At 71.3% G+C, this 23,784-nt stretch carries 21 protein-coding genes; 9 read left to right on the top strand and 12 right to left on the bottom strand.

What is annotated here, in order from left to right; translation table 11 throughout:
• Positions 1 to 48: 48 nt before the first annotated feature.
• Positions 49 to 852: a TrmH family RNA methyltransferase gene (locus ACZ6WN_RS12925; RefSeq protein WP_465865046.1), complete on the bottom strand. Its 804-nt coding sequence runs from the start codon at positions 850 to 852 to the stop codon at positions 49 to 51.
• A 75-nt stretch (positions 853 to 927) separates the two neighbouring features.
• On the bottom strand, positions 928 to 2,154 hold the full coding sequence (gene cobA, locus ACZ6WN_RS12920; RefSeq protein WP_465865045.1) for a uroporphyrinogen-III C-methyltransferase: 1,227 nt from the start codon (positions 2,152 to 2,154) through the stop codon (positions 928 to 930).
• Between the two features lie 82 nt (positions 2,155 to 2,236).
• On the opposite strand from cobA, the gene ACZ6WN_RS12915 reads away from it, so the two are divergent.
• Positions 2,237 to 2,764, top strand: a complete 528-nt coding sequence (locus ACZ6WN_RS12915; protein WP_465865044.1) for a YbhB/YbcL family Raf kinase inhibitor-like protein — start codon at positions 2,237 to 2,239, stop codon at positions 2,762 to 2,764.
• Positions 2,765 to 2,799: 35 nt separating this feature from the next.
• Here ACZ6WN_RS12915 and ACZ6WN_RS12910 read toward each other — a convergent pair whose 3' ends face one another.
• The 3 genes from ACZ6WN_RS12910 to ACZ6WN_RS12900 form a co-directional block, all read right to left on the bottom strand.
• Complete coding sequence (locus tag ACZ6WN_RS12910) at positions 2,800 to 3,468, bottom strand: response regulator (RefSeq protein WP_465865043.1); 669 nt, start codon at positions 3,466 to 3,468, stop codon at positions 2,800 to 2,802.
• Positions 3,469 to 3,585: 117 nt separating this feature from the next.
• Entirely contained in the window at positions 3,586 to 4,230 is a 645-nt protein-coding gene (locus tag ACZ6WN_RS12905; RefSeq protein WP_465865042.1) for an FMN reductase, read from the bottom strand.
• Positions 4,227 to 5,402, bottom strand: coding sequence for an LLM class flavin-dependent oxidoreductase (locus tag ACZ6WN_RS12900; protein ID WP_465865840.1), 1,176 nt, complete (start codon positions 5,400 to 5,402; stop codon positions 4,227 to 4,229). Before ACZ6WN_RS12900 ends, ACZ6WN_RS12905 begins: the two co-directional genes overlap by 4 nt.
• A 139-nt stretch (positions 5,403 to 5,541) precedes the next feature.
• On the opposite strand from ACZ6WN_RS12900, the gene ACZ6WN_RS12895 reads away from it, so the two are divergent.
• From ACZ6WN_RS12895 to ACZ6WN_RS12885, 3 genes are read left to right on the top strand one after another with little or no spacing between them, the layout of a single operon-like run.
• Positions 5,542 to 6,363: an ABC transporter permease gene (locus ACZ6WN_RS12895; RefSeq protein WP_465865041.1), complete on the top strand. Its 822-nt coding sequence runs from the start codon at positions 5,542 to 5,544 to the stop codon at positions 6,361 to 6,363.
• Between the two features lie 22 nt (positions 6,364 to 6,385).
• On the top strand, positions 6,386 to 7,183 hold the full coding sequence (locus tag ACZ6WN_RS12890) for an ABC transporter permease (RefSeq protein WP_465865040.1): 798 nt from the start codon (positions 6,386 to 6,388) through the stop codon (positions 7,181 to 7,183).
• A gap of 1 nt (position 7,184) precedes the next feature.
• Positions 7,185 to 8,132: an ABC transporter ATP-binding protein gene (locus tag ACZ6WN_RS12885; protein WP_465865039.1), complete on the top strand. Its 948-nt coding sequence runs from the start codon at positions 7,185 to 7,187 to the stop codon at positions 8,130 to 8,132.
• A 61-nt stretch (positions 8,133 to 8,193) separates the two neighbouring features.
• Here ACZ6WN_RS12885 and ACZ6WN_RS12880 read toward each other — a convergent pair whose 3' ends face one another.
• From ACZ6WN_RS12880 to ACZ6WN_RS12870, 3 genes are read right to left on the bottom strand one after another with little or no spacing between them, the layout of a single operon-like run.
• Positions 8,194 to 9,561 carry a condensation domain-containing protein gene (locus tag ACZ6WN_RS12880; protein WP_465865038.1) on the bottom strand — a complete coding sequence of 456 codons (1,368 nt, stop codon included), beginning with the start codon at positions 9,559 to 9,561 and terminating at the stop codon, positions 8,194 to 8,196.
• A complete protein-coding gene (locus ACZ6WN_RS12875; RefSeq protein ID WP_465865037.1) occupies positions 9,542 to 10,996 on the bottom strand; it encodes a condensation domain-containing protein in 1,455 nt (484 codons plus the stop codon). The genes ACZ6WN_RS12880 and ACZ6WN_RS12875 overlap by 20 nt, the downstream gene beginning before the upstream one ends.
• Complete coding sequence (locus ACZ6WN_RS12870) at positions 10,993 to 12,381, bottom strand: condensation domain-containing protein (protein WP_465865036.1); 1,389 nt, start codon at positions 12,379 to 12,381, stop codon at positions 10,993 to 10,995. The genes ACZ6WN_RS12875 and ACZ6WN_RS12870 overlap by 4 nt, the downstream gene beginning before the upstream one ends.
• Before the next feature lie 327 nt (positions 12,382 to 12,708).
• On the opposite strand from ACZ6WN_RS12870, the gene ACZ6WN_RS12865 reads away from it, so the two are divergent.
• Genes ACZ6WN_RS12865 through ACZ6WN_RS12855 form a run of 3 tightly spaced genes read left to right on the top strand, consistent with a single transcriptional unit; the run spans position 12,709 to position 16,460 of the window.
• Positions 12,709 to 14,061, top strand: coding sequence for a hypothetical protein (locus ACZ6WN_RS12865; RefSeq protein WP_465865035.1), 1,353 nt, complete (start codon positions 12,709 to 12,711; stop codon positions 14,059 to 14,061).
• A 1-nt stretch (position 14,062) separates the two neighbouring features.
• A complete protein-coding gene (locus tag ACZ6WN_RS12860; protein ID WP_465865034.1) occupies positions 14,063 to 15,505 on the top strand; it encodes a hypothetical protein in 1,443 nt (480 codons plus the stop codon).
• A gap of 13 nt (positions 15,506 to 15,518) precedes the next feature.
• Positions 15,519 to 16,460, top strand: a complete 942-nt coding sequence (locus tag ACZ6WN_RS12855) for an alpha/beta hydrolase (RefSeq protein WP_465865033.1) — start codon at positions 15,519 to 15,521, stop codon at positions 16,458 to 16,460.
• A gap of 15 nt (positions 16,461 to 16,475) precedes the next feature.
• Here ACZ6WN_RS12855 and ACZ6WN_RS12850 read toward each other — a convergent pair whose 3' ends face one another.
• From ACZ6WN_RS12850 to ACZ6WN_RS12840, 3 genes are read right to left on the bottom strand one after another with little or no spacing between them, the layout of a single operon-like run.
• A complete protein-coding gene (locus tag ACZ6WN_RS12850; RefSeq protein WP_465865032.1) occupies positions 16,476 to 18,005 on the bottom strand; it encodes an amino acid permease in 1,530 nt (509 codons plus the stop codon).
• A 39-nt stretch (positions 18,006 to 18,044) separates the two neighbouring features.
• Entirely contained in the window at positions 18,045 to 18,803 is a 759-nt protein-coding gene (gene eutC, locus ACZ6WN_RS12845; RefSeq protein WP_465865031.1) for an ethanolamine ammonia-lyase subunit EutC, read from the bottom strand.
• On the bottom strand, positions 18,800 to 20,200 hold the full coding sequence (locus ACZ6WN_RS12840; protein ID WP_465865030.1) for an ethanolamine ammonia-lyase subunit EutB: 1,401 nt from the start codon (positions 20,198 to 20,200) through the stop codon (positions 18,800 to 18,802). Before ACZ6WN_RS12840 ends, eutC begins: the two co-directional genes overlap by 4 nt.
• A gap of 148 nt (positions 20,201 to 20,348) precedes the next feature.
• On the opposite strand from ACZ6WN_RS12840, the gene ACZ6WN_RS12835 reads away from it, so the two are divergent.
• Positions 20,349 to 21,527, top strand: coding sequence for a low temperature requirement protein A (locus tag ACZ6WN_RS12835; RefSeq protein ID WP_465865029.1), 1,179 nt, complete (start codon positions 20,349 to 20,351; stop codon positions 21,525 to 21,527).
• 30 nt (positions 21,528 to 21,557) lie between these two features.
• On the opposite strand, the gene ACZ6WN_RS12830 is transcribed toward ACZ6WN_RS12835, so the two are convergent.
• Complete coding sequence (locus ACZ6WN_RS12830) at positions 21,558 to 22,448, bottom strand: LysR family transcriptional regulator (RefSeq protein ID WP_465865028.1); 891 nt, start codon at positions 22,446 to 22,448, stop codon at positions 21,558 to 21,560.
• Between the two features lie 172 nt (positions 22,449 to 22,620).
• Here ACZ6WN_RS12830 and ACZ6WN_RS12825 point away from each other — a divergent pair, with 172 nt between their 5' ends.
• Positions 22,621 to 23,775 carry a glutathione-independent formaldehyde dehydrogenase gene (locus tag ACZ6WN_RS12825; RefSeq protein ID WP_465865027.1) on the top strand — a complete coding sequence of 385 codons (1,155 nt, stop codon included), beginning with the start codon at positions 22,621 to 22,623 and terminating at the stop codon, positions 23,773 to 23,775.
• Positions 23,776 to 23,784: the final 9 nt, after the last annotated feature.

Below are 23,784 nucleotides of genomic sequence, written 5' to 3'. Positions count from 1 at the left end.
GGCCGACGTACGTGACGCTTCGGCCGACGGCGCTGACGCCTCGGCCGGCTAGCGGCGGGCGGTGACGTAGCAGGCGACGGCGGTGGCGGCGGCCACGTTGAGGGAGTCGATGCCGGCGGACATCGGGATGATCGCGCGGCGGTCGGAGGCCTGCTGCCAGCGCGGGGAGAGGCCGTGGCCCTCCGAGCCGAGGACGAGGGCGACCTTGTCGACGCCTTCGACGGCCTTCTCGATGTCGACGGCGTCATCGGCCAGGGTCAGGGCGACGGTGGTGAAGCCGGCGGTGGAAAGGGTCGGGAGGGCTTCGTACCAGTCCGGGAGGCGGGTCCACGGCAGCGCGAAGACGGCTCCCATCGCGACCTTGATCGAACGGCGGTAGAGCGGGTCAGCGCAGCGGGGCGCCAGCAGGACGGCGTCGAACCCCAGCGCGGCACCCGACCGGAAGATCGCGCCGACGTTGGTGTGGTCGACGATGTCCTCCAGCACCAGAACCGAGCGCGCCCCCTCCAGCACCGACTCCACCGACGGCAGCGGCCGCCGCTTCAAGGAGGCCAGTGCTCCGCGGTGCACATGGAACCCGGTGACCTCCTCGGCGGCCTTCTCGCTCATCACGTAGCACGGCGCATCCGTCGTGGCGAGCACGTCGTCGAGCCCCTCGAGCCACTTCGGTGCCATCAGGAACGAGCGCGGCTCGAAGCCTCCGGTCACGGCCCGGCGTACGACTTTCTCGCCCTCCGCCAGGAAGAGCCCCTCGGACGACTCCAACGACTTCCTCAGCTCGACGTCGCGCAGGTCGCGGTAGTCGGCGAGCCGTGGGTCGGCGGGGTCGGAGATCTCGATCAGGGTTGCCATGAGGGGTCCAGCGTAGGTCTGGACATGTCTGCCCCACACATCCGTACGTCCCCACCGGTGGGGATCATCCGCCGCCTAGAACGAGTCCGGGTGGGCGACGCGGACGACCTCGCCGACGACGATGATCGCGGGGGGCTGGACGTTCTCGTCGGCCAGGGTCTTCTCGAGGCTCTCGAGGGTCGCCAGGACCGTACGCTCGGTGGGCATCGTGCCGTCGCAGATCACCGCGACGGGGGTGCCGGGGTCGCGCCCACCATCGAGGAGAGCCGTCGCGATCGCGGGGGCGTTCTGGACGGCCATGAGGAGGACCAGGGTGCCACCGAGGCCGGCGACCGCGGACCAGTTGGTGAGCGAGGTGGGGTCGTCCGGCGGGACGTGACCGGAGATGACGGTGAACTCGTGCGCGACGCCGCGGTGGGTCACCGGGATCCCGGCGACACCGGGCACGGTCACCGGCGAGGTCAGGCCGGGGATGACGTGCACCGGCACGCCGGCCTCACGACAGGCCAGCACCTCCTCGAAGCCACGGCCGAAGATGAAGTTGTCGCCGCCCTTGAAGCGCGCGACCGCCTTGCCCGCCTGGGCTGCCTCGACGATGATCCGGTTGATCTCCTCCTGCTGGGCCGAGCGGCCGCGGGGAAGCTTGGCGACGTCGACCAGCTCGACGTCGGCGGGCAGCTCGGAGAGCAGCTCGCGCGGTGCCAGCCGGTCGGCGACCACGATGTCGGCCTCCATCAGGGCCTTGCGGCCGGCGACCGAGATCAGCCCGGGGTCGCCCGGACCGCCACCGATCAGGGTCACCCCGGGCACCCGCTGACGCTCGTGCGGAGCGATGAGGTCACCGGAGCGCAGGCCGTCGAGGATCCGGTCGCGTACGCCCGCGGAGCGCCGCGGGTCACGGTTGGCGAGCACGGCGATCGTCAGGTCGCCGTCCTGCCCGGTCGCCGGGGTCCAGGCGGTGGCCTGCGTGCCGTCGTCGGAGCGTACGCAGAAGATCCGTCGCTCCTCGGCAGCGACCGAGACCTCCTCGTTGACGTCGGCGTTCTGGGTCGCGGCGATGACGTACCAGGCGCCGTCGAGCACGTCGGCCGAGAAGCGGGCCTGGTGCCAGGTGATCTCGCCCGAGCCGAGCAGCCCCTCCAGGGCGGGGGTCAGCGAGGGCGAGACGACCTCGACCTGCGCACCCGCCGCGATCAGCGCCGGCACGCGCCGCTGCGCCACGCGGCCACCACCGACGACGACCACCCGACGACCCTCGAGGATGAGGCCGGCGGGGTAGGGAACGGCATGCTCTGAACTCATGGGTACATCCTCGCCCAACACCCGGAGGCTGCCGGACAACGGGTCGATTCGCGGACTACCTCCGTGGGCTACGTTGGTGGGCATGGCTCTCGATCGTCCGGTGAAGCCGGATCCCTACTCGCTCATGCCCGCCCTCCCCTCCTTCACGCTGACCAGCGCGGATGTCACCGACGGACAGCCGCTGAAGCAGGACCAGGTCTATGCCAGCGGCAACACCTCCCCGCAGCTCAGCTGGAGCGGTGCGCCGGAGGGGACGAAGTCCTACGTCATCACCTGCTTCGACCCCGACGCGCCCACGCCCAGCGGTTTCTGGCACTGGGCCCTGGTCGACGTCCCCGCCGAGGTGACCGATCTCCCGGCCGGTGCCGGGGCCGCGGACGCCGAGCTTCCGGGCAAGGCGTTCCACGTCGCCTCCGACTTCGGCACCAAGGACTTCGGCGGCGCCGCGCCGCCGGCCGGTGACCAGGTCCACCGCTACTACTTCGTGGTCCACGCGGTCGGCGAGGAGACGCTGGGCGTGGACGACGGGGTCACCCCGGCGGTGGTCTCCTTCAACCTGGCCTTCAAGGCGCTGGCCCGCGCCGTGGTGATGGGCACCTACCAGCACTGAGACGTGGGGGTCCCGGGGCGACCCGGGGCCCCACCTCAGCCGGATGCGAGGTGGGTCAGCGGTGTCGGCGTACGACGGTGCTCGACGTCGCTGGACAGCCCGAACGCGAGGAACATCTCGCTCAGACACCGCTCGAACTGTCGGCGGCCGCTGAAGAACCTGCTGATGATCGCGCGGTCGGGAAACCCGGCGTGGATCAGGCCCAGCACCTCGCTCTGGCGCATCGTCAGCCTCGCGATCGCCTCGGGGTCGGCGTCGGGAGACGCCTCGACCATCCGGGAGATGACCTCGGGGTCGACGACGACCTCACCCGAGGCCACCCGGCCGACGACGTCGAGGAAGTGCGGGACGGTGCGTACGCGGGACTTGCGCAGGTAGCCGAGGCCGCCGGTGCCGGTGCTGGCGAAGACGGCGGCCGCGGAGCCCGTCTCGACCGAGTCGGCGAGCACCACGATGCCCATCTCCGGCACCTTCTCGTGGAGCCGGATGGCGGCGCCGACCCCCTCGTCCTCCGGGCCCGTGCCCAGCCGGGCATCGGTCACGACCAACGTGGGCAGGGTGTCGGTCGCGGCCTGGACGAGCGCCTCGGCATCACCGGCGTCGGCGACCACCTGATAGCCACCGCGCGCGAGCAGGTCGGTGAGTCCAGCACGTAGAAGAGGCGACTCGTCGGCAACGACGACGCTCGGCTCATAGCTGGGCACAACGGCTCCGCTCGGTGTTGGGGGTAGCGGTCGAGACGCATTCTGTCGCACTTCACCGCAAACCCCCGGTATCTCGCGCCGTGTTCACGCCGGCGGCCGAGGCGGCCGCCGCCTCGCTCAGAACTCCGGCGGCCCTTCGGAGGCCCGCTTGAGCAGCGTCTCGAAGGACGTCGGGTTGGCGAACTCGTCCTCCACCAGCGTCCGATGCGGCGCCGGGGCGGGCGTGCCGCTGCCCAGAGCCAGCAGGGCGGCCAGCTCCGCGGCGGCACGGTCGACCCGCTTGGGGAGCTCCGGGCCGCCGGCGAAGTCCTCGGTCGCGGCGAAGACCCCGGTCGGGACGACCACGGCGTGCAGGTAGGCGAAGAGCGGTCGCAGCGCGTGCTCGAGCACCAGCGAGTGCCGGGCGGTGCCGGCGGTGGCGGCGATCAGGACCGGCTTCGCGTCCAGGACGCCCTGCTCGAGGACGTCGAAGAACGTCTTGAACAGGCCCGAGTAGGAGGCTGAGAAGACCGGTGTCACCGCGATGACGGCGTCGGCACGGCGTACCTGGTCGATGGCCGTCTGGAGCGCCGGCTTGGCGAACCCGGTGAGCAGGTTGTCGGTCAGCTCGTGCGCCAGGCCGCGCAGCTCGATGTGCTCCACCTGGACCTCCGCGCCCCGGGCCTGCACGGCCCGGGTCGTGGCGTCGCCGAGCATGTCGGCGAGCAGCTTGGTCGAGGACGGGACCGAGAGCCCCGCGGAGACCACGACGATCCGGGTCACAGCTCCCCCTCGAGCACCTTGGCGACCTCGGGGTCGGTCAGGTCGCGGTCGGAGGAGCCGGTGGCGGAGTCGCCCTCGGCGTAGACGGTCGAGTCCTTCGCGCCGCCGGCCTTCTCCACCAGGGAGGCGTGGGTCGGGGCGTCGGGGACACCGGGCCTGCGCAGCTTCTCGAACTCCGCGCGCAGGGTCGGGAGGATCTCGCCGTAGAGGTCGAGCTGCTCCAGGACCGTCTTCAGCGGCAGTCCGGCGTGGTCGAGCAGGAAGAGCTGGCGCTGGTAGTCGCCGACGTACTCGTGGAACGAGAGCGTCCGCTCGATGACCTGCTGCGGCGAGCCGACGGTCAGCGGGGTGGCCTCGGTGAAGTCCTCCAGCGAGGGGCCGTGGCCGTAGACCGGGGCGTTGTCGAAGTAGGGCCGGAACTCGTCGATCGCGTCCTGGGAGTTGGGCCGCATGAAGAACTGTCCGCCCAGCCCGACGATCGCCTGGTCGGCGGTGCCGTGGCCGTAGTGCTCGAAGCGCTGCCGGTAGAGCTGCACCATCTGCTTGGTGTGCGAGGCCGGCCAGAAGATGTGGTTGTGGAAGAAGCCGTCGCCGTAGTACGCCGCCTGCTCGGCGATCTCGGGCGAGCGGATCGAGCCGTGCCAGACGAACGGCGCGACGCCGTCCAGTGGCCGCGGGGTCGAGGTGTAGCCCTGCAGCGGCGTACGGAACCTTCCGGACCAGTCGACCACGTCCTCGCTCCACAGCCGGCGCAGCAGGGCGTAGTTCTCGATCGCCAGGTTGATGCCCTGGCGGATGTCCTTGCCGAACCAGGGGTAGACCGGACCGGTGTTGCCGCGGCCCATCATCAGGTCGACGCGGCCGTCGGTGAGGTGCTGGATCTTGGCGTAGTCCTCCGCGATCAGCACCGGGTCGGTGGTGGTGATCAGGGTGGTGGCGGTGCTCAGGATGATGTTCTCGGTCTTGGCACCGATGTAGGCCAGCGTGGCGGTCGGGTTGGAGGCGATGAACGGCGGGTTGTGGTGCTCACCGGTCGCGAAGACGTCCAGGCCCACCTCCTCGGCGTGCTTGGCGATCTCGACGGTGGCCTTGATCCGCTCGTGCTCCGTCGGGGTCCTGCCGGTCGTCGGATCCATCGTGACGTCACCGACGGTGAAGATGCCGAACTGCATACCCATGGTTCCCTGCCCCTTTCGTGGACTCTCGCCACGATAGTTGAAATCCGAACTACTCGGCAAACAGTTGCTGCATCAACGTTATTCCACGAAACCCCTTGGCGTCCGCAGGCCCTGTTGTGCCAACGTACGTCAGGTGTCCGGGGCGCTGCATTCACTTCTGAGTCTGTATGCCGCGATCGCGACCAGGTCCTTCCGCCGCTACTCCACCTACACCGCGGCCACGCTCGCCGGGATCTTCACCAACTCCGTCTTCGGGATCATCCTCAGCTTCGCCTACCTGGCCCTGTGGGAGCAGAACCCGTCAGCCGGTGGCTACCAGGCCGACCAGGCGGTCACGTACGTCTGGATCGGGCAGGCGCTGCTGATGACGATCGCGCTGTGGAGCGGCGGGTCGACCGACGACCTCGCCGAGCGGATCCGCAACGGCGACATCGCCGTCGACCTCTACCGACCCGTCAGCGTCCTGGGCTGGTATCTCGCCGCCGACCTCGGCCGGGGGCTCTACCACTTCGCGACCCGGGGCGTGGCCCCGACGATCGTGGGTGCCCTGCTCTTCGGGCTGGTGCTGCCCTCCCCCGCCGGGGCCGTGGGGTTCCTGGTCAGCGTGACCTTCGCCGTCGTGGTCAGCTTCGCGGTCCGGTTCCTCTTCGCGGCCAGCGCGTTCTGGCTCCTGGACGCGACCGGGCCGCGGGTGCTGCTGAGCGTGCTGGCCACCTTCCTCAGCGGGCTGACCCTGCCGCTCAACCTCTTCCCCGACGGCCTGCGCCAGGTCGCGCTGGCGCTGCCGTTCGCCTCCTACATCCAGACCCCGGCCGACATCTGGCTGGGCCGCCACACCGGCCTCGACATGCTCGCCGCGATCGGGCTGCAGGTCCTGTGGGCGGTCGTCCTCCTGGGGACCTGCGCGCTCGTGCTGCGCGCCGCGACCCGCAAGGTGGTGGTCCAAGGTGGTTGAATCTCGACAGGCTCGATCACCGGTGACGGAGGCGGTGCGCTCCTACGGGCTCATCGCGGCGCTGTGGATCCGGGCGTCGATGGCCTACCCGGTCTCCTTCTGGACGATGACGGTCGGCGGCGTGCTGATCACCTTCCTCGACTTCGTGGCGATCTGGCTGATGTTCGGCCACCTCGACAGCTACGGCGGCTTCAGCCTGCGCGAGATCGCCCTGCTCTACGGGGTCACCTCGATCGCGTTCCGGGTCGCGGACATGCTGGTCGGGAGCGTGGAGAGGATCGGGCAGAAGGTACGCAGCGGGGATCTCGACGCGATGATGACCAAGCCGGTCCCGGTGCTGGTGCAGCTGTGCGCGGACCGGTTCGAGCTGCGCCGGCTCGGCCAGATCGCCCAGGGCGTCGCGGTCTTCGCGTGGGCCGCGCCGGTCGTGGAGTGGACCCCGCAGCGCCTGCTGGTGCTGGTGGTGGCCCTCGTCTCGGGCGCGGTCATCTACTTCTGCGTGTTCGTGACCTTCTCGACGATCCAGTTCTGGACCACCGACGCCTCCGAGTTCGCCAATGCCTTCACCTACGGCGGCAACACGATCATGCAGTACCCGATGACGATCTTCCCGCGCGAGGTCGTCCGGTCGTTGACCTACCTGCTGCCGCTGGCCTTCGTGAACTGGTATCCCTGCCTGTTCCTGCTCGGCCTGACCGACCCCTTCGGGGCGCCGGACTGGTTCCGCTTCGCCTCACCCCTGGCCGCGCTGGTGCTGGTCGGCGTCACCATGCTGGTGTGGCGCCAGGGGCTTCGCCGTTACCGATCCACCGGGAGCTGATGTGGCACTGATCGAGGTGCGGGACCTCTCCCGCGAGTTCACGATCCGCAAGCGAGTGAGTGCGTTGCGGCGTACGTCGGTGGTGAAGCACGCCGTCCACGACCTCTCCTTCGAGATCGAGGCCGGCGAGATGGTCGGCTACATCGGCCCCAACGGCGCCGGGAAGTCGACCACGATCAAGATGCTCACCGGCATCCTGGTGCCCTCCGGCGGGACGGCGTTCGTCGCCGGCCTGGAACCCTCGCGCCAGCGCCGGGAGCTGGCCCGGCGGATCGGAGTCGTCTTCGGGCAGCGTACGTCGCTGTGGTGGGACCTGCCGCTGCGCGACTCCTTCGAGCTGCTGCGGCGGATCTACCGGATCGGTGACACGACCTTCCGCCGCAACCTCGAGGACCATGTCGTTCTGCTCGATCTCGGCGACCTGATGGACACTCCGGTGCGGCAGCTGAGCCTGGGCCAGCGGATGCGCGGCGACATCGCCGCGGCCCTGCTCCACGACCCCGAGATCCTCTATCTCGACGAGCCGACCATCGGCCTCGACGTCATCTCCAAGGGGCGGCTGCGGGAGTTCCTGCGGGCCCTCAACCACGAGCGCGGCACGACCCTGATGCTCACCACGCACGACCTGCAGGACATCGAGGCGCTGTGCGACCGGGTCATCGTCATCGACCACGGCACCGCCGTCTTCGACGGCCCCCTGCCCTCGCTGCGCCTCGACGGCGACGCCTCCCGCACCCTCGTCGTCGACCTCGTCGACGAGGCTCCGGCGATCGCCGTCGAGGGCGCTCAGGTGGTCAAGGTCGAAGGCCCGCGCCAATGGCTCTCCTTCCCCGCCGGCGCCTCCGCGGCGCCGCTGGTGGCGCAGGTCGCCGCTGCGTACGACGTCGCCGATCTCTCCATCCACGAGCCCGACATCGAGGACGTCATCCGCCGGCTCTACTCGCGCTGAGTCGCACCACAACCCCGCCGAGTCGGCTCGTCATGACGAGCCGACTCGGCGATCTTCTCGGTCAGTTCGCGCCGACTCGGCCGGCTTCTGCGGCGGCGCCCAGGTCGACGAGGGTGTGGCGGAGGCGGTCGAGGAGGGAGTCGACGGACGCTGCGGCCACCGCGGTGTCGGGGTGACGGATCCGGACGGCGAGACCGGTGTGGGTGCGGGAGAACCAGATCTGTACGTCGTCGGCCAGCGTCGAGGCGGAGATGTGCTGGGCGGCGCGGTCGAGATGGGCCGAGCCACCGGGGACGTGGCGGTAGTCGACCCAGGAGACGACGAAGACGTCGCTGCGTGTCTGCACCAGCGGCTCGGTGAGCGAGCCGAGGACCTGGTCGAGCGGCACCGACCCGAGGCGTACGCCATGACGGACCGCGTCGCCGGCCTCGGCCAGACCCAGATCGGTGAGCGAGGCGGGAACGGTGAGCGGGACGGTGGTGGTGTACCAGCCGAGCGAGCGGGTCACCGGTCCCGCGGTGCGGGTGGAGACCGGCGCCATCGTCTCCAGGCGGTCACCGCCGCCGAGGTCGCAGATCGCGGTGGCGAGGGCGGCCAGGACGGCGGCGTACGTCGAGGCGCCGCTGTTGCGGGCCCGCGCACCGATGCGGTCCATCAGGCCGGCGTCGGCCAGCGGGGCCACCGCGGTGGCCTGGGCGGCCCGCTCCCCCGGCTCGAGCCCGAGCGGCAGCGGGAAGGTCGGCAGCCGGTGGCCGCGGCCGCCGAGGAACTCGCCCCAGCCGCGGAGCAGCGGGTCCCCGTCAGCGACGCGGACGGGGCCGTCGGAGCCCTGCGAGACGGCGTCGAGGAACGAGGTCACCGGGGGCAGCGCCGGCTCCTCGCCGCCCTCGGTGAAGGCGGCGTAGAGATGGGCGAGCTCCTCGACCGCGACCGCGACCGAGTGGGCGTCGCAGTGCAGGTGGTCCATGCCGAGGACGATCGTGGAGCGGTCGGGGCGCGAGATCGCGGCCGGCAGGAAGGCCGGGTAGGCGAAGGGCCCGCACCGCTCGTCGAGGGCGTTGTGCAGCGCGGCGCGGGTCTCCTCGACGGTGCTGGTGTGACCGACGGTGGTCACCGACCAGGTCAGCGTGCCGGGATGGTGCCGGCGCGCCTGGAGTCCCTCGGGCCCGGCGAGGACCTCGAGCTGGAGGCTGCCGTGGCGGGCGAGGAAGGCTCGCCAGGTGCGCGAGAGCGCGACCGGCTCGATGGGTCCGTCGACGTCGAAGGCGGCCGCCAGCCAGACGGTCGGCGCTCCGGCCATCGCGCCGGCGAGGTGGTTGCGCTGGTTGAGCGAGAGCTCGGCGGGCGCACCGTGGGCGGGAGCGGAGAGGTCCCAGCGCAGCAGCGTGCCCGGCCGGGGCTCCCACAGGTCAGCGGTCGTGACCAGCATGTCCGGTCCCGATGATCTGGTCGCCCTCGATCGACGCCGTGACCGGGCGCACCGGCAGGCCGAGGTCGGCGAGCACGTCGTGGAGCGCCTCGAAGAAGGTCGCCACCGCCCGTCCGCCCTGCTCGGTGTCGGGGCTCTGGGTGGCCAGCTCGAAGCGGTCGGCGAACCGGTTGACCCACAGGCTCGCGTTGGCGGTGCGTCCCTCGCCGGTGAAGTGCAGCCCGGTGTCGAACGGGGTGGTCCCGGCACCGGGGAACTTGCGGACGTCGAGATAGGAGACCATCTGCGGGCTCGCGAGCTCGGTCGGCGCGAGCACCCCGCCGGCGACCATCGCACCCAGCGCCACGTGGACCGGGGTGCGGGCCAGCTCGCGGGCGGTGCCGAAGGCCTTCTCCGCCGCGAGCACGGTCTCGGCGAAGCTCTCCCCCAGCGGCATCGAGACGGGGGCGAAGTTGCAGAACCAGCCGTGCGACATCGCGGTCTGCTGCGTCCGGGTGCCGAGCACGGTGATCCCCAGGTAGTCCGTGGTGCCGGTCAGGCGCTGCTCGGCGTGGGCCAGGAGCGCGAAGACGCCGCTGGTGAACCGGCCGCCGGCCGTACGGCACAGCGACTCGAGCGCGTCGACCGCCTCGCCCTCCAGAGCGGTCCACCGCCGGATCCGGACCGGCGCCGTCTCTCCCTCGGCCAGCCCCAGCGAGACCGGGAACCGGGGCAGCCGCCCCCTGTGGCGCGAGACGATGTCGGCCCACTCGCGCACCGCCGGTGTCTCCGCGTCGCACCCGGCCGCGAGCTGCTGCTCGGCGGCGGCGTACGCCACGAAGCTGTCGGCCTCGGGCAGGGCCGGCGCCGGGGCGCCCAGGGCCGCGGCGTAGGCGGCGCCGAGCTCGGCCGGGACCGTCAGCTGCGAGGCGCCGTCGGTGAAGGCGTGGTCGCAGCCCCAGAAGTAGGTGAAGCCCTCCTCGCGCACGATCGCGCCGAGGAGGAACGGGGCCCAGGAGTCGGGGCGGCACTGCTCGTCCCACAGGCTGACGAGCAGGTCCTGCCAGCCACCGGACCAGTCGGCGGGCGCCTCGACCTCGACCGCCTCGAAGGCGATCGCGTCCGCAGGCACGAGGTGTCGCACCGGCGCGGCGCCGGAGAGGTCGAACCAGGTGCGCAGCCCCTCGTGCCGGCCGACGAACGAGGTCAGCGCCTCGAGGTAGGCCGCCTCGTCGAAGGCCACGTCGAACTCGCCGCAGGTCCCGGTCCAGGCGCGGTGGACACCGCCGGAGGCGACCTTGGCCCGATAGGCGTCGAGATGGTCGGCCTGCAGGAAGGAGGGCGCTCCGGGAGAGACCGGCGCGGCCGCCGCGGCCGCCCGGCACTCCGCCGTCGGCCGCAGCACGACCACCCGGCCCGGCGCCGGAGCCAGCTCGGCCAGCGCCCCGATCCTCATGCCGTGCCCTCCAGCCCGGCGGTCTCGAGCTGCGTGATCTCCTCCAGGAGCGCGCTCATCCCGCCGATCAGGTCGCGCACGACCCGTTCGGCGGCGACGGTCTCGGGGTAGCGCGTGGAGACGTTGAGACCGTCCCGGTCACGCACGAGCCACAGGTAGACCTCGTCGTCGGCACGGACGGGGGCCCGCAGCGTACGGGCGTCCCACTCGTTCCAGCGCTCGGCCCCGGGGATGAAGCGGGTGTCGACGAAGGTGACCACGAAGTGCGGAGCGTCGTCGACGCCGAGCAGGTCGGCGACCCGCGCGAACGGCTGCGGGACCAGCGGCTTCGTCGCGGCGAGCGCGGTCTGGACGCGCGCGGCGACCTCGGGCAGCGTGGTCGCGCCGGTGATGTCGAGGGTGATCGGGACGAGGCCGACGTACCAGCCGACCGCGGCGGCGTGCTCCGCGGTGTAGCGGGTGTGCATGGGTGCCACGAAACGCATCCGCTCCACCCCGTGCCGGGCCCGCAGGACGTACGCCATCGCGCCCATCATCCCGGCCTGGAAGGAGACGCCGGCGCCCTTGCACAGCTCGCCCAGAGCCCGGGCCTGGCGGGGGTCGCCGAGCCACTGCGACAGGCTGGCCTGCGGCAGCGGCTCCACGCTGCGCGTGGGTGCGTCGGTGATGCCCGCGACCGGGAAGTCGGCGAACCGCAGCGTGCCCTCAGGAGTCGTCAGCCAGTCGCGCCAGACCCGCACCGACTCGCTCTCCAGCGACATCGCCTCGCCGGTCACCCGCTCGGCGGCGGCGTGGTCGATGTGGCTGCCGGTGGTGGCTGTGGCCAGCTCCGCGAACGGCTCACCGGCCAGCGCCCGCTCGTAGAGCGAGGCGATCTCCTCGAACCAGAGCAGCTGGGAGTAGGCGTCCATGACGCCGTGGTCGGCGCCGAAGACCAGGGTGAAGCCGTCGGCGTCGGCCACGGTCGCGAAGACCACGTAGGGCCACGACGACGGGTCGATGTGGTCGGCGAGGAAGTCCGCGAGGCGGCCCCGGGCGTCCTCCCCGTCGAAACGGCCGAGCGCGGTGGTGGTCACCGAGACGTCCTGGGGGGCGACCGCGCGACGCCGGCGGCCGGCCGGGGTCTCCTCGACGGTCCCGCGCAGCGCCTCGTGGCGTCCGATCCAGGCCCGGAGCGCGAGATCGAGCGCCGTCACGTCGAGCCGGCCGCTCAACCGCATGATCGAGCCGATCCAGGACCCTGCCTCGGCGGTGTCGAGGTGCAGCTCGTGGTTGTGGGACAGTCGGCGGTCGTCGTCGGCCCAGGCACCCGGCTCCGCGGCGGGGATCCACGCGGTCACCTCGCCCGGGGGTACGTCGTACGCGGACAGCTCGGTGTACTCCATCGGAGGTGGAGTTCCTCTCTGAGGTGGGGGGCTCATTGCGGCAAAACGACATCTCGGTGACCCGAACGAACCTCAAGAACGCCGTAGCCCGAGAAGGCGACCCGCCTGGGACGACAGCGATGTCGTCCACGTCGCGGCCTATTGTGCACACAGGTCCGCACCCGAATTCGACCGCCCCCGAACGTGGGAATCCCCACACTTCTTTATTGCCCCGGGGGGTTTACATGACGTATCAACTCCGATTGACTCCTCCCCCTGCGCGCGCTGTCGCTGTGACCTCGACTGGCCCTTTGCCCGGTTGCCCGCCCCATCTCGGAGGACTCCCCCATGCCCGCTGCCACCCGTGCACCGATCGACAACTCCGGCCGTCTGCAGTTCGCCGACGACCTCTTCGCCCGCCGCCATCGCGGCCTCGGAAGCCCGATCGCCAACCAGTGGATCTGGCGGCTCAACAGTGCCTACGACGCCGACCGGCTGCGCTACATCGCGGCCGGCCTGGCCGAGGGTGGGCTGTCGCGGAAGCTGCACCGGGCGACGTTCCCCGGAGCCCGCGACCTGTGGACCAACGCCGACCGCGAGCCGTCGATCGAGCTCTACGAGGAGATCCTCCCCGTCACCGAGATCACCGGCTGGCTCCAGGAGCGTCACAGCGACCACCTCGACCCGCACGAGGGCCTGACCTACCGGCTCACCGCGATCAACCTCGACGACGGCACCTCGGTCGTCTCGATGCTGCTCGCCCATGCGGTCGGCGACGGCGGCTCCGTCCTCGATGCCGTCTCTCGCGCCGCCCGCGGCGAGCCGCTGCGGCTGCCGCCCGCCCCTGCCCGGGGATGGCACCGCCTCCGCGCCGAGGCCGCCGACAGCCGCGCGCAGTGGCGCGCCGTCCGCGACTGGACCAAGGCCCGTCGGCAGGCGAAGAAGGACGGCACCGCGGCGCTGGCCACCAGGGCGCCCCGCATCTACCCGGAGGCAACCCCCAACCCGGCGCCGGAGACCTGGCGGATGCCGCGGCTGATCACCGAGTTCGACACCGAGACGATGACGAAGATCGCCGCCGAGCACGGCGGCTCGACCAACGCCTGGTTCATCAACGTGGTCGCCGACCTGCTCGTCCGCATCGACCACGTGCCGGTCGACCGGGGCGACGTCCCGGTCTCCCTGCCGATGAGCGACTTCCAGCCCGGGGACGTACGCTCCAACTCGACCCGCGTGGCCATGGTCGAGGTGCCGCGCGACGTGCTCGACCGACGCGATCTCGCCGCGATCAAGAAGCTCTCCAAGGCGGCCTACATCCGCCTCAGCCAGGCCGGCCCCGGGCTGGTCCCGGTGCCGTTGGCGATGATGCAGATGCTGCCCGACGCGGTGCTCGACAAGCTCCCGCAGCCGCCGGCCGCCGCGTGCATGGCCTCCAACCTGCCTCAGCTGCCCGACGACTACCGCTACGCGATGGGCGAGGACGTACGCCTCGTGGCCGGGCTCGCGGGCTACCAGAACGCGACCGCCCAGGATGCCTACGACGTCGGCGGCGGGATCATCTCCTGGCTGATCCAGTCGGGACCCCGGACGACGCTCAACCTGGTCGCTGCCGAGCCCGACCGCGTGCCCGACGCGGACGTCTTGAGGAACCTGGTCGTCGAGGAGCTCGGCTCGTGGGGTCTGAGCGTCGAGGTGTGGTGACGTGCCCGAGCCCGTGACGCTGCCCTCGCTGCCCTCGCTGCCGCCCGCGAGTCTCGGCGCCCGCCCGGCGCCGTTCGCTCCCGAGCGCACCAACCGGCTGACGTACGACGACGAGGTCTTCCTCCGCTCCGCGACCGTGATCGGCGTCCCGGTCGTGGGCCAGACCGCCTGGCGGTTCCCCACCGAGGTCCCGGTCGAGGCGGTGCAGGACCTGGTCGACGAGCTGGCCGAGGGACCGCTCAACCGCCTCGTCGTACGTCCCACGGTGCTGGGTGCCCGCTCCCGCTGGGTGCCGGCGACGAGCGCCGAGCCGGTCCGCCTGCGCCCCGGCCGGCTCGAGCCGGACCAGGTGGTCGCCTGGCTCGACAGCACCGCCGACGAGGTGCCGTTCGACCCGGTGCGGGGCCCGCTGTGGGCGTTCTTCATGGCCCGCACCACCGACGGCGGCACGGTCGTGGCCTACAACGCCTCGCACGTCGTCGCCGACGGCGGGATGAAGCTCGGCGCCGTGATCGCGGCCGTACGCCGCCTGCCCCTGCCCCGGCTCCCGCTCGAGGAGGCGGAGCCCGTGGTCACCCGGCGCGACGACCGGCACGACGCCCGGACGATGGCGCGCGCCGCCGCCCGCGGCCTCCGGGCGGCCCGGAAGGCCGGGAAGGCCGGGAAGGCCGGGAAGCCGCCGGTGCTGGATGCGCAGTCGTCCGAGCGGCGGCCGGTGCCCGGCGCGCAGCCCGACGACGACGTGGTCCAGGAGGTCGCCTTCGCCGGTGCGGACTGCCCGGTCTCGGAGTGGAACGCGGCGGTCGAACGGGCCGGTGGCACCGCCAACGCGCTCCAGGTCGCGATCTCGGTCGAGGTGCTCCTCGAGGCCGGGATCGTGCGCCCCGGCGAGCCGGTCAAGATGTCGCTGCCCGTCTCGCTGCGCGGCGAGGGCGACCTGCGCGCCAACGCCACCTCAGGGGTCTCGATCGCGGTCGAGACCGAGCTGCGCGACGGCGTCGGCCGGGTCACCGACCTCGCCCACATCCGGGAGCGGTCCAAGCAGGAGTTCTCCGCGCTGTTCAAGGGCACCCGGCCCGACCCGATCGCGCACATCGCGCCGCTGGCGCAGATGATCCCGGACCGCCTCGCGAAGCCGCTGCTCAAGAACGTCGTCACCCCGCTCGGCCTCGCCTCCAACCTGGGCCGCCCGGACCCTGACTTCGTCGCGCCGTTCGGCATGGCCGCCGACTCGATCCTCTTCCGCGGCCTGGCGCTCGGGGCGACCCGCGGCGAGCTGCGACGGATGCGCGGCGGGGTGACCTCGTGGTGGTCCGAGGTCGGCGACACGTGCACCCTCGGCATCCGGGCTCTCGACCCCGACGCGGTCCCCGACTCCGAGCGGCTCAAGGAGATCGTGAGCGACGTCTACGGACGTTGGGGCCTGGTTCCTTCCTTCTGGTGAGAAGATGACATCCATGACGATCGACGTACTCGGTGAGCCCTACACCGTCGAGACCATCGACCTCGCGGACGACTTCGAGGGCACCGTCGTGGCCACGCTGGTGAAGCGCCCGGCAGACGGCGACGCGAAGGGCGCCGTCCTCTACGTCCACGGTTTCTCCGACTACTTCTTCCAGAAGGAGTACGCCGAGTGGTGGACCGCGCGCGGCTACGACTTCTACGGCCTCGACCTGCGCAAGTACGGTCGTTCGCTGCGTGAGCACCAGTCGGGGACGTACGTCGGTGATCTGTCGGAGTACTTCGACGAGATCGACGCCGCCTGGGAGCGGATCACCGAGCGCGACGGCCACTCCAAGGTCATGCTCAGCGCCCACTCCACCGGCGGCCTGACCACCTCGCTGTGGGCCGACGACCGCCAGCCCGACGCGCTCGCGGGGATGGTGCTCAACTCCCCCTGGCTCGACCTGCAGGGCTCGTTCCTGCTGCGTGAGGTCGCCACCCCGGTGGTGCGCCGGATCGGCCACCGCGCCCCGATGCGCGAGCTCGGCCGCGACGTGAGCGGCTTCTACACCATGTCGCTCCACGTCGAGCACGACGGCGAGTGGGAGTTCGACCTCGGCCTCAAGCCGGTCGGCTCCTACCCGATCCGGCTCGGCTGGCTCAAGGCGATCCGCGACGGCCACTCCCGGCTCCACCGCGGCCTGGACGTGAAGGCGCCGGTGCTGGTGCTCTCCTCCGACCGCTCCAGCAAGCCCAGGGCGATGGGCGAGCTCGTCCACTCGACCGACATCGTGCTCGACGTGCGCCAGATCCGCCGCTGGTCGACCGCGATCGGCAGCCACGTCACCTACGTCGCGGTCCCCGGCGCGAAGCACGACGTGATCCTCTCGCGCCCGGAGGTGCGCAAGCAGGCGTACGCCGAGATCGAGCGGTGGCTGGCGGCGTACGGCGTCTGAGCCCACCGGGCCGCGTCAGTCGAGGGTGGTCTTCGGTCCCGTGAACCAGGTCCGGGCCGAGACCGCCCACCAGATCGCGAGGACCACCAGCGAGCCGACGGTGAGGATCGGTGCGTAGTTGACCGACTCCCAGGAGAAGTCGTCGCTGGTGATCCAGCCCGACGGCACGAACGGCAGGATGAAGTAGACCGAGATGACCGCGATCTCGGCGACGGCGACCAGGTTGAGCCACCTGTAGTGCCGGCCGAGGTTCCACTGCCCGGTCTCGAAGGAGTCACCGGCCTTCCAGCGCAGGAAGATCGGGATCGCGAAGGCGAGGTAGAGGCCGATCACCGCGACCGAGGTGATCGCGTAGAAGGCCAGCGGGATGCCACCGACGCCCCACAGGGCGGGGAGGGTGATCACCGCGCCGACGACGGCGACCAGCAGCACCGCGTTGACCGGGACCTTCCGGGTCTCGTCGACCTTCGCCCACAGCGAGGAGCCCGGCACCGCGCCGTCGCGGGAGAAGGCGTACGTCATCCGGGAGGCGCTGGTCAGGCAGGCGGTGGTGCAGAAGAGCTGCCCGGCGGTCGAGATCAGCAGCACCACGAAGTGCCAGGAGGTGGGCAGCGCCTGGCCGAAGATCACGTCGACCGCGCCGCCGCCCTCGCTCACGCCCTCGGGGTCCTGCACGGCGAAGACGAACGCCAGCAGCAGGACGTACCCGCCGACCGCTGAGTAGAAGATCGAGCGCCAGATGCCCTTGGCGGCGCCGTCGGCCGCGCCCTGGGTCTCCTCCGAGAGGTGTGCGGAGGCGTCGAAGCCGGTGATCGTGTACTGCGTCAGCAGGAACCCGAGCGGGAGCACCAGGAACCAGTAGTTCGCGTCGGCGTAGCCGGAGTTGTTGATCCGCTCGGTGAAGACGTAGCCGATGCTCTGGTGGTGGTCCGGGACGAGGATGAGCACCAGGACCACGACCGCGGCGCCGGCGACGTGCCACCATACCGAGATGTTGTTGATGACGGCCAGCAGGTGGCTGGAGAAGATGTTGGCGAGCGCGGCCAGCGCGAGGATGACCAGGAAGATGAGGTAGACGCGGCCCAGCGAGTAGCCCTCCGCCCAGCCCTGGCTCAGCGTCGAGAGCGTCAGGTCGAGGAACGTCGCAGCGCCGTAGGCGACGCTCGCGGTCACCGCGAGCAGCCCGATCAAGTTCAACCACCCGGTGAAGAAGCCCGCCGCCGGTCCGCCGAGCTTGGCCGCCCACCAGTAGATCCCACCCGAGGTCGGGTACGCCGAGACCAGCTCCGACATCGTGAAGCCGATGATCAGGATGAATCCGGCGATGATCGGCCAGCCCCACGAGATGGCCACCGGTCCACCGTTGTTCCATGCCTGGCCGAACGTGGTGAAGCAGCCGGCGAGGATCGAGATGATCGAGAACGAGATGGCGAAGTTCGAGAACCCCGACCAGGTGCGGGCCAGCTCCTGCTTGTAGCCGAGCCTGGCCAGATGTGCTTCGTCGTCGAGCTGGACCGGCTCGACGGTTTCGTGTGCCTCGGGCATGGCACGCCTCCGGATCTCGTGGGGTGGATGATCGTGAGGCTAGGAATCGTCCGTGGCGGCCGTCGTCGCGCCAGGTAACAGCCCTGTGAAAGATCCGTCCTTGAGCGCCACGCCGGTCGCGCCGAGCTCGCGGGCCCCGGCGGCCAGACTGAGGATGGTGCGGGCGGCCGTCGCATGGTCCAGACCGTGCGGCGGCCGGATGTTGGAGACGCAGTTGCGCGCCGAGTCGAGGATCCCGGGCCGCGGGTCCCAGGTGAGGTAGGCGCCCAGCGAGTCGCTGGACGAGAGCCCCGGCCGCTCCCCGATCAGCACCAGGACCAGCCGCGCGCCCAGCGCCCGGCCGATGTGGTCGCCCAGCGCCACCCGGGCCTGGGTGGCGACCACCGGCGCGGCCACGGTCGTCGTGCTGTCGAGGAGCGGGAGCAGGTGCTCCAGGAGCGGGACCGCGTGCTTCGCCACCGCCTCGGCGGAGAGCCCGTCGGCGACGACGAGGGCGAGGTCGGCCCCGCCCGGCCCGAGCTCCAGGTCGGCGCCGGGCACACGGCCGAGGTCCGGCCGGGTCAGGTACGTCGCGCGGTCCGGCGCAGCGGAGGCGACCACCAGCGGCGTACCCAGTCCCAGACCGCCGAGCGCCTCGACCAGCGCGTCGACGTCGAGCGGGAGGTGGACCGCGTCGCGGGCGGCCGCGTGGGCAGCGCCGAAGGCGAGGACCTCGGAGGTCGGGACGGCGTTGCCGGCCCTGCCCAGTCCGACTCGGGCTGGCGTGGCCCGCCGCACCTCCTCCCAGAACTCGCTCATCGGGCCAGCTCCTTGAGCACCGTCGTGGCCGGGTCGACGTCGCGTACGGAACCGTCCGGGCCGAGCAGACCGACCGAGCCCAGCCACTCCTCGAACTCCGGGGCCGGGCGCTTGCCGAGGACCTGGCGGGCGTAGAGGGCGTCGTGGAACGAGGTCGACTGGTAGCCGAGCATCACGTCGTCGGCGCCCGGGACGGCCATCACGTACGTGCAGCCGGCGACCCCGAGCAGGGTGAGCAGGGTGTCCATGTCGTCGGAGTCGGCCTCGGCGTGGTTGGTGTAGCAGACGTCGACGCCCATCGGCACGCCCAGCAGCTTGCCGCAGAAGTGGTCCTCGAGCCCGGCGCGGACGATCTGCTTACCGTCGTAGAGGTACTCGGGACCGATGAAGCCGACCACCGTGTTGACCAGGAACGGCCGGAAGGCCCGGGCCACGCCGTACGCCCGCGCCTCCAGGGTCTGCTGGTCGACCGGCCGCCCACCGGTGCCGAGGTGGGCCTCGGCGGAGAGCGCCGAGCCCTGGCCGGTCTCGAAGTACATGACCTCGTTCCCGACCGTCCCGCGCCCCAGCGACCGGGCTGCCTCGTCGGCCTCCGCGAGCATCGCCAAGGTCACCCCGAACCCCTCGTTGGCGCCCTGGGTGCCGCCGATCGACTGGAACGGCAGGTCGACCGGCAGCCCGGCCTTGATCAGGTCGATCGTCGTGGTGACATGCGTCAGGACGCAGCTCTGCGTGGGGATCTCGTAGCGCAGACGTACGTCGTCGAGGAGACGCAGCAGGTCGGCGACCGTGCGGGGGTTGTCCGAGGCGGGATTGATGCCGATCAGCGCGTCGCCGGAGCCGAGGAGCAGTCCGTCCAGGATGGAAGCCGTGATGGCGGCCGGGTCGTCGGTGGGATGGTTCGGCTGAAGCCGGGTCGCCAGCCGTCCCCGCAGGCCCATCGTCGTACGGAAGCCGGTCACCACCTCGGTCGCCGCGGCCACCGCGATCAGGTCCTGGTTGCGCATGATCTTGGAGACCGCCGCCACCATCTCGGGGGTCAGCCCGGGCGCCACGGCGGTCAGCAGCGCGGTGTCGCGGCGCGCGGCGGCGTCGAGCAGCCATTCCCGGAACGCCCCCACGGTCAGGCCGGCGACCGGAGCGAACGCGTCCTTGTCGTGCGTCTCCAGGATCAGCCGGGTGACGTCGTCGGACTCGGCCGGAACCACCTGCTCCTCGAGAAAGGTGCTCAGCGGCAGGTCGGCGAGCACCATCCGAGCCGCCATCCGCTCGGTGTCGGACCGTGCGGCGCACCCGGCGAGGACGTCGCCGGAGCGCAGCGGCGTGGCCCGCGCCAGCACCTCCACCAGAGCGTCGAACTCGTAGACGTGCCCGTGGAGACTCTGCCGGTATCGCATGGGATCCACGGTAGAGCCGCAATATTTCCACGGTGTGAGGCCAGGCTGCCGCGTCGCCGTGGTGGGTACCCGCCACAGAACGTGGCCGTCGATCCGACGCGCACGTTCTGGACGACGCACGCAACATCCGAGATCCGGCGAGGTGGCTGTGAAACAGGATTCGCGCGAAGACATAGACGGCGCGGCTGAGCACGCCGCTGAGGACACGACGGACCGGTCGGTCGGGACGCTGGAGCTCTTCTTCGACCTGGTCTTCGTCTACGCGATGTCCCAGGTGACGATCCTGATGCTGGACGACATCTCCTGGGCGGGTTTCGGGCACGGGCTCCTGGCGCTCGCCGCGGTGTGGTGGGCATGGGTCTGCTACGCCTGGCTGACCAACGCCTCCGACGACGCCGGGCCCGGGCACCGCCTGCTGATCTTCCTGGCGATGGCGGCGATGCTGGTCGCCGCGGTCGCACTGCCACAGGCGTTCGGTGAGCGGGCGCTGGTGTTCGGGCTGGCCTACCTGGCGGTCCGGCTGATCCACGTGGCGCTGCTGGCTCTGGAGGTGCGGAGCGAGGCGGACGTGGGCGCGGCCGCGTTGCGGCTGGTCCCCACCCTGCTCGCCGGTCCGGCGCTCGTTGTGGTCGCCGCCTTCGTCGACACACCGGTGCGGGAGCTGCTGTGGATCGCGGCCGCCGCGATCGACTTCGCGGGGCCGGTGCTCGTCGGCACCGACGGGTGGGGCGTGGCGCCTGCCTACTTCGTGGAGCGCCACGGGCAGATCATCATCATCGCGCTGGGTGAGGCGATCGTGGAGGTGGGCGCCGGCGCCGAGGCGTCCCTGGGCCGGCTGGACGTGCTGGCCGCGGTCCTCCTCGCCGTGCTGATCGCTGCCGGACTGTGGTGGTCCTACTTCGGCTATCTCCGTGGCGGCGCCGAACGGCGGCTGCGCGCCACCGAGGACCGGGACCTGCGGGCCCGCCTGGCGCGCGACTCCTACAGCTATCTGCACCTGCCGCTCGTGGCCGGCGTCGTCTTCTTCGCGCTCGGGGTGCACGAGGCGGTCGCGGGTGCGGACGAGCCGCTCCCGCCGCTGGCGGCCGTGGCGCTGGCCGGTGGTGTCGCGGTGTTCTTCGTCGGCGACGTCGCCTACCGGTGGCGCGATCACCATCAGCTCGCCGGCGGTCGCCTCCTCGCCGGGCTGGGGGCCGCCGCTCTGATCCCGGTCGCCATGTCGGCGCCGGCGTTGGCTGCGCTCGCCGGGCTCACGGCGGTCTGCCTGCTCCAGATCGGCTGGGAGCTCTGGCGCCGCCCCGCGATCGGACCGGTCGAGAGCGCATGAGGACCTCAGCGCCTGCGGTGTTCTCGCGTCCTAGCCCTGGGTGCCGGCCAGCCTGGCGATGACGCGCTCCAGCCCGGGGTGCGGTGGCTCCCGCCAGACGAGCTCGACGGGGACCTGCAGGGGCGGGTCGAGGGGACGGATCACGGTGCCGGCGACCGCCAGGTGCTCAGCCATGGCCGGTGCGACCGGAGCCACCCCGTCACCGGCGGCGACCGAGTGCAGGATGGCCTCGGGGGCGTTGATGAGATCGGGCTGGGTGACCACCTGGCCCGGTCGGGACATCCCGGCCGGCAGCAGGTGAGCGACGACGTGCTCCCAGAACCCGCGGAAGAGATCGCGAGGAAACATCACGATCGCCTCGGTGGCGAGCTCGGCGACCGCGATCGCGGCGGTGTCGGCGAGTCGGTGCTCGGCAGGCACCGCGAGGTGCATGGGCACCTGACGGAGAACGGTCGAGGACAGGTCCTCCTCCTCCGCCGAGCGGACCCACACCACCGCGGCGTCGACGCTCTCCTCGCGGACGGCACGGATCGCCTCCCTGCCGGTGCTGACCGCGACGACGACCTCCAGGCCGGAGTCCGGCCCGGACAGTTGGCGCAGCGTCTCGTCCAGGACGTACTCCATGGCGGGGACCACGTCCAGGTTGAGGTGCCGGTGCCGACCGTCGGCGCAGCGGACCTCGGAGCGGGCGCGGTCGGCCCGCTCGAGCAGGATGTGGGCATGCTCGAGCAGCACCTCGCCGGCAGGGGTGAGCGAGACGCTGCGCGGGCTGCGCTCGAACAGGGCGACGTGCAGATCCCGTTCCAGCGCCCGGATCTGCTGGGAGAGCGACGGCGCCGCGATGAGCAGCCTGCGGGCGGCCCGTCCGAAGTGCCGCTCCTCGGCCACGGCAACGAAGTACCGGATCTGACGGAGCTCCATGTCCAGCCACGATAGACCCCCGCTCATGGGCCGGAGGGAGAGCGTCTTGGCGACGGAGCATGAGGGTCGCGGGCCCGGGTACCAGGGTCGACGCAGGAGATCAGACCAGCCCGCGGCGTCCTCGAGCCCCGCCGGATCCCGGGTTCCGCCACGCTCGAACAGGAGACATGTCATGAAGGCTGTCGTGTACAACGGACCGCGTGATGTCAGCGTCAAGGACGTCCCGGACGCGAAGATCGAACGTCCCACCGACGTCCTCGTGCGGATCACCGCCGCCAACATCTGCGGCTCCGACCTGCACATGTACGAGGGTCGTACCGACTTCGAGACCGGCCGCTGGTTCGGCCACGAGAACCTGGGCGAGGTCATCGAGGTCGGCGACGGCGTCGACAAGGTGAAGGTCGGCGAGCGGGTGGTCCTTCCGTTCAACATCTCGTGCGGGTTCTGCAAGAACTGCGAGCGCGGGTTCACCAACTACTGCCTCACCACCCAGCCGGACCCGAAGATGGCCGGCGCGGCGTACGGCTTCGCCGACATGGGTCCCTACGGCGGTGGGCAGGCCGAGCTGCTGCGGGTGCCCTACGGCGACCACAACTGCCTGCGGCTGGGCGAGGACTCGGTCGACAAGGAGAACGACTACGTGATGCTCGCCGACATCTTCCCGACCGGTTACCACGCGACGGAGATGGCCGGAGTGATCCCCGGCGACTCCGTGGTGATCTACGGCGCCGGACCCGTCGGGCAGATGGCGGCGCTGTCGGCGACCGTCAAGGGCGCCAGCAAGGTCATGGTCGTCGACCGCCACCCCGACCGGCTTCGGCTGGCCGAGCAGATCGGCGCGATCCCGGTCGACGACTCCCAGGTCGACCCGGTCGAGTTCGTGATGGAGCAGACCATGGGCCTGGGCGCCGACCGCGGCTGTGAGTGCGTGGGCTACCAGGCGCACGACCCCCAGGGCACCGAGAACCCCGCGATGGCCCTGAACAGCCTGGTCAAGTCGGTCCGATTCACCGGCGGGATCGGCTCGGTGGGCGTGTACGTGCCGCAGGACCCCGGCGGCCCCGACGACCTGGCGAAGCAGGGCGAGGTCGCCTTCGACTACGGCCTGCACTGGTTCAAGGGGCAGACCCTGGGCAGCGGGCAGTGCCCGGTCAAGAAGTACAACCGGAGGCTGCGCGACCTCATCGCCGCCGACAAGGTCCAGCCCTCGTGGATCGTCAGCCACAACCTTCCGCTCGACAGGGCCGGCGAGGCCTACCAGCACTTCGACGCCCGCGACGACGGCTGGACCAAGGTCGTCCTGAAGCCCGAGCTCGCCAACGCGTGACCGCTCACG

This window comes from Nocardioides sp. NPDC054178, assembly GCF_055585005.1.
The sequence above is the reverse complement of the archived record's forward strand: the minus strand, read 5'-3'. Positions and strand labels throughout refer to the sequence as shown.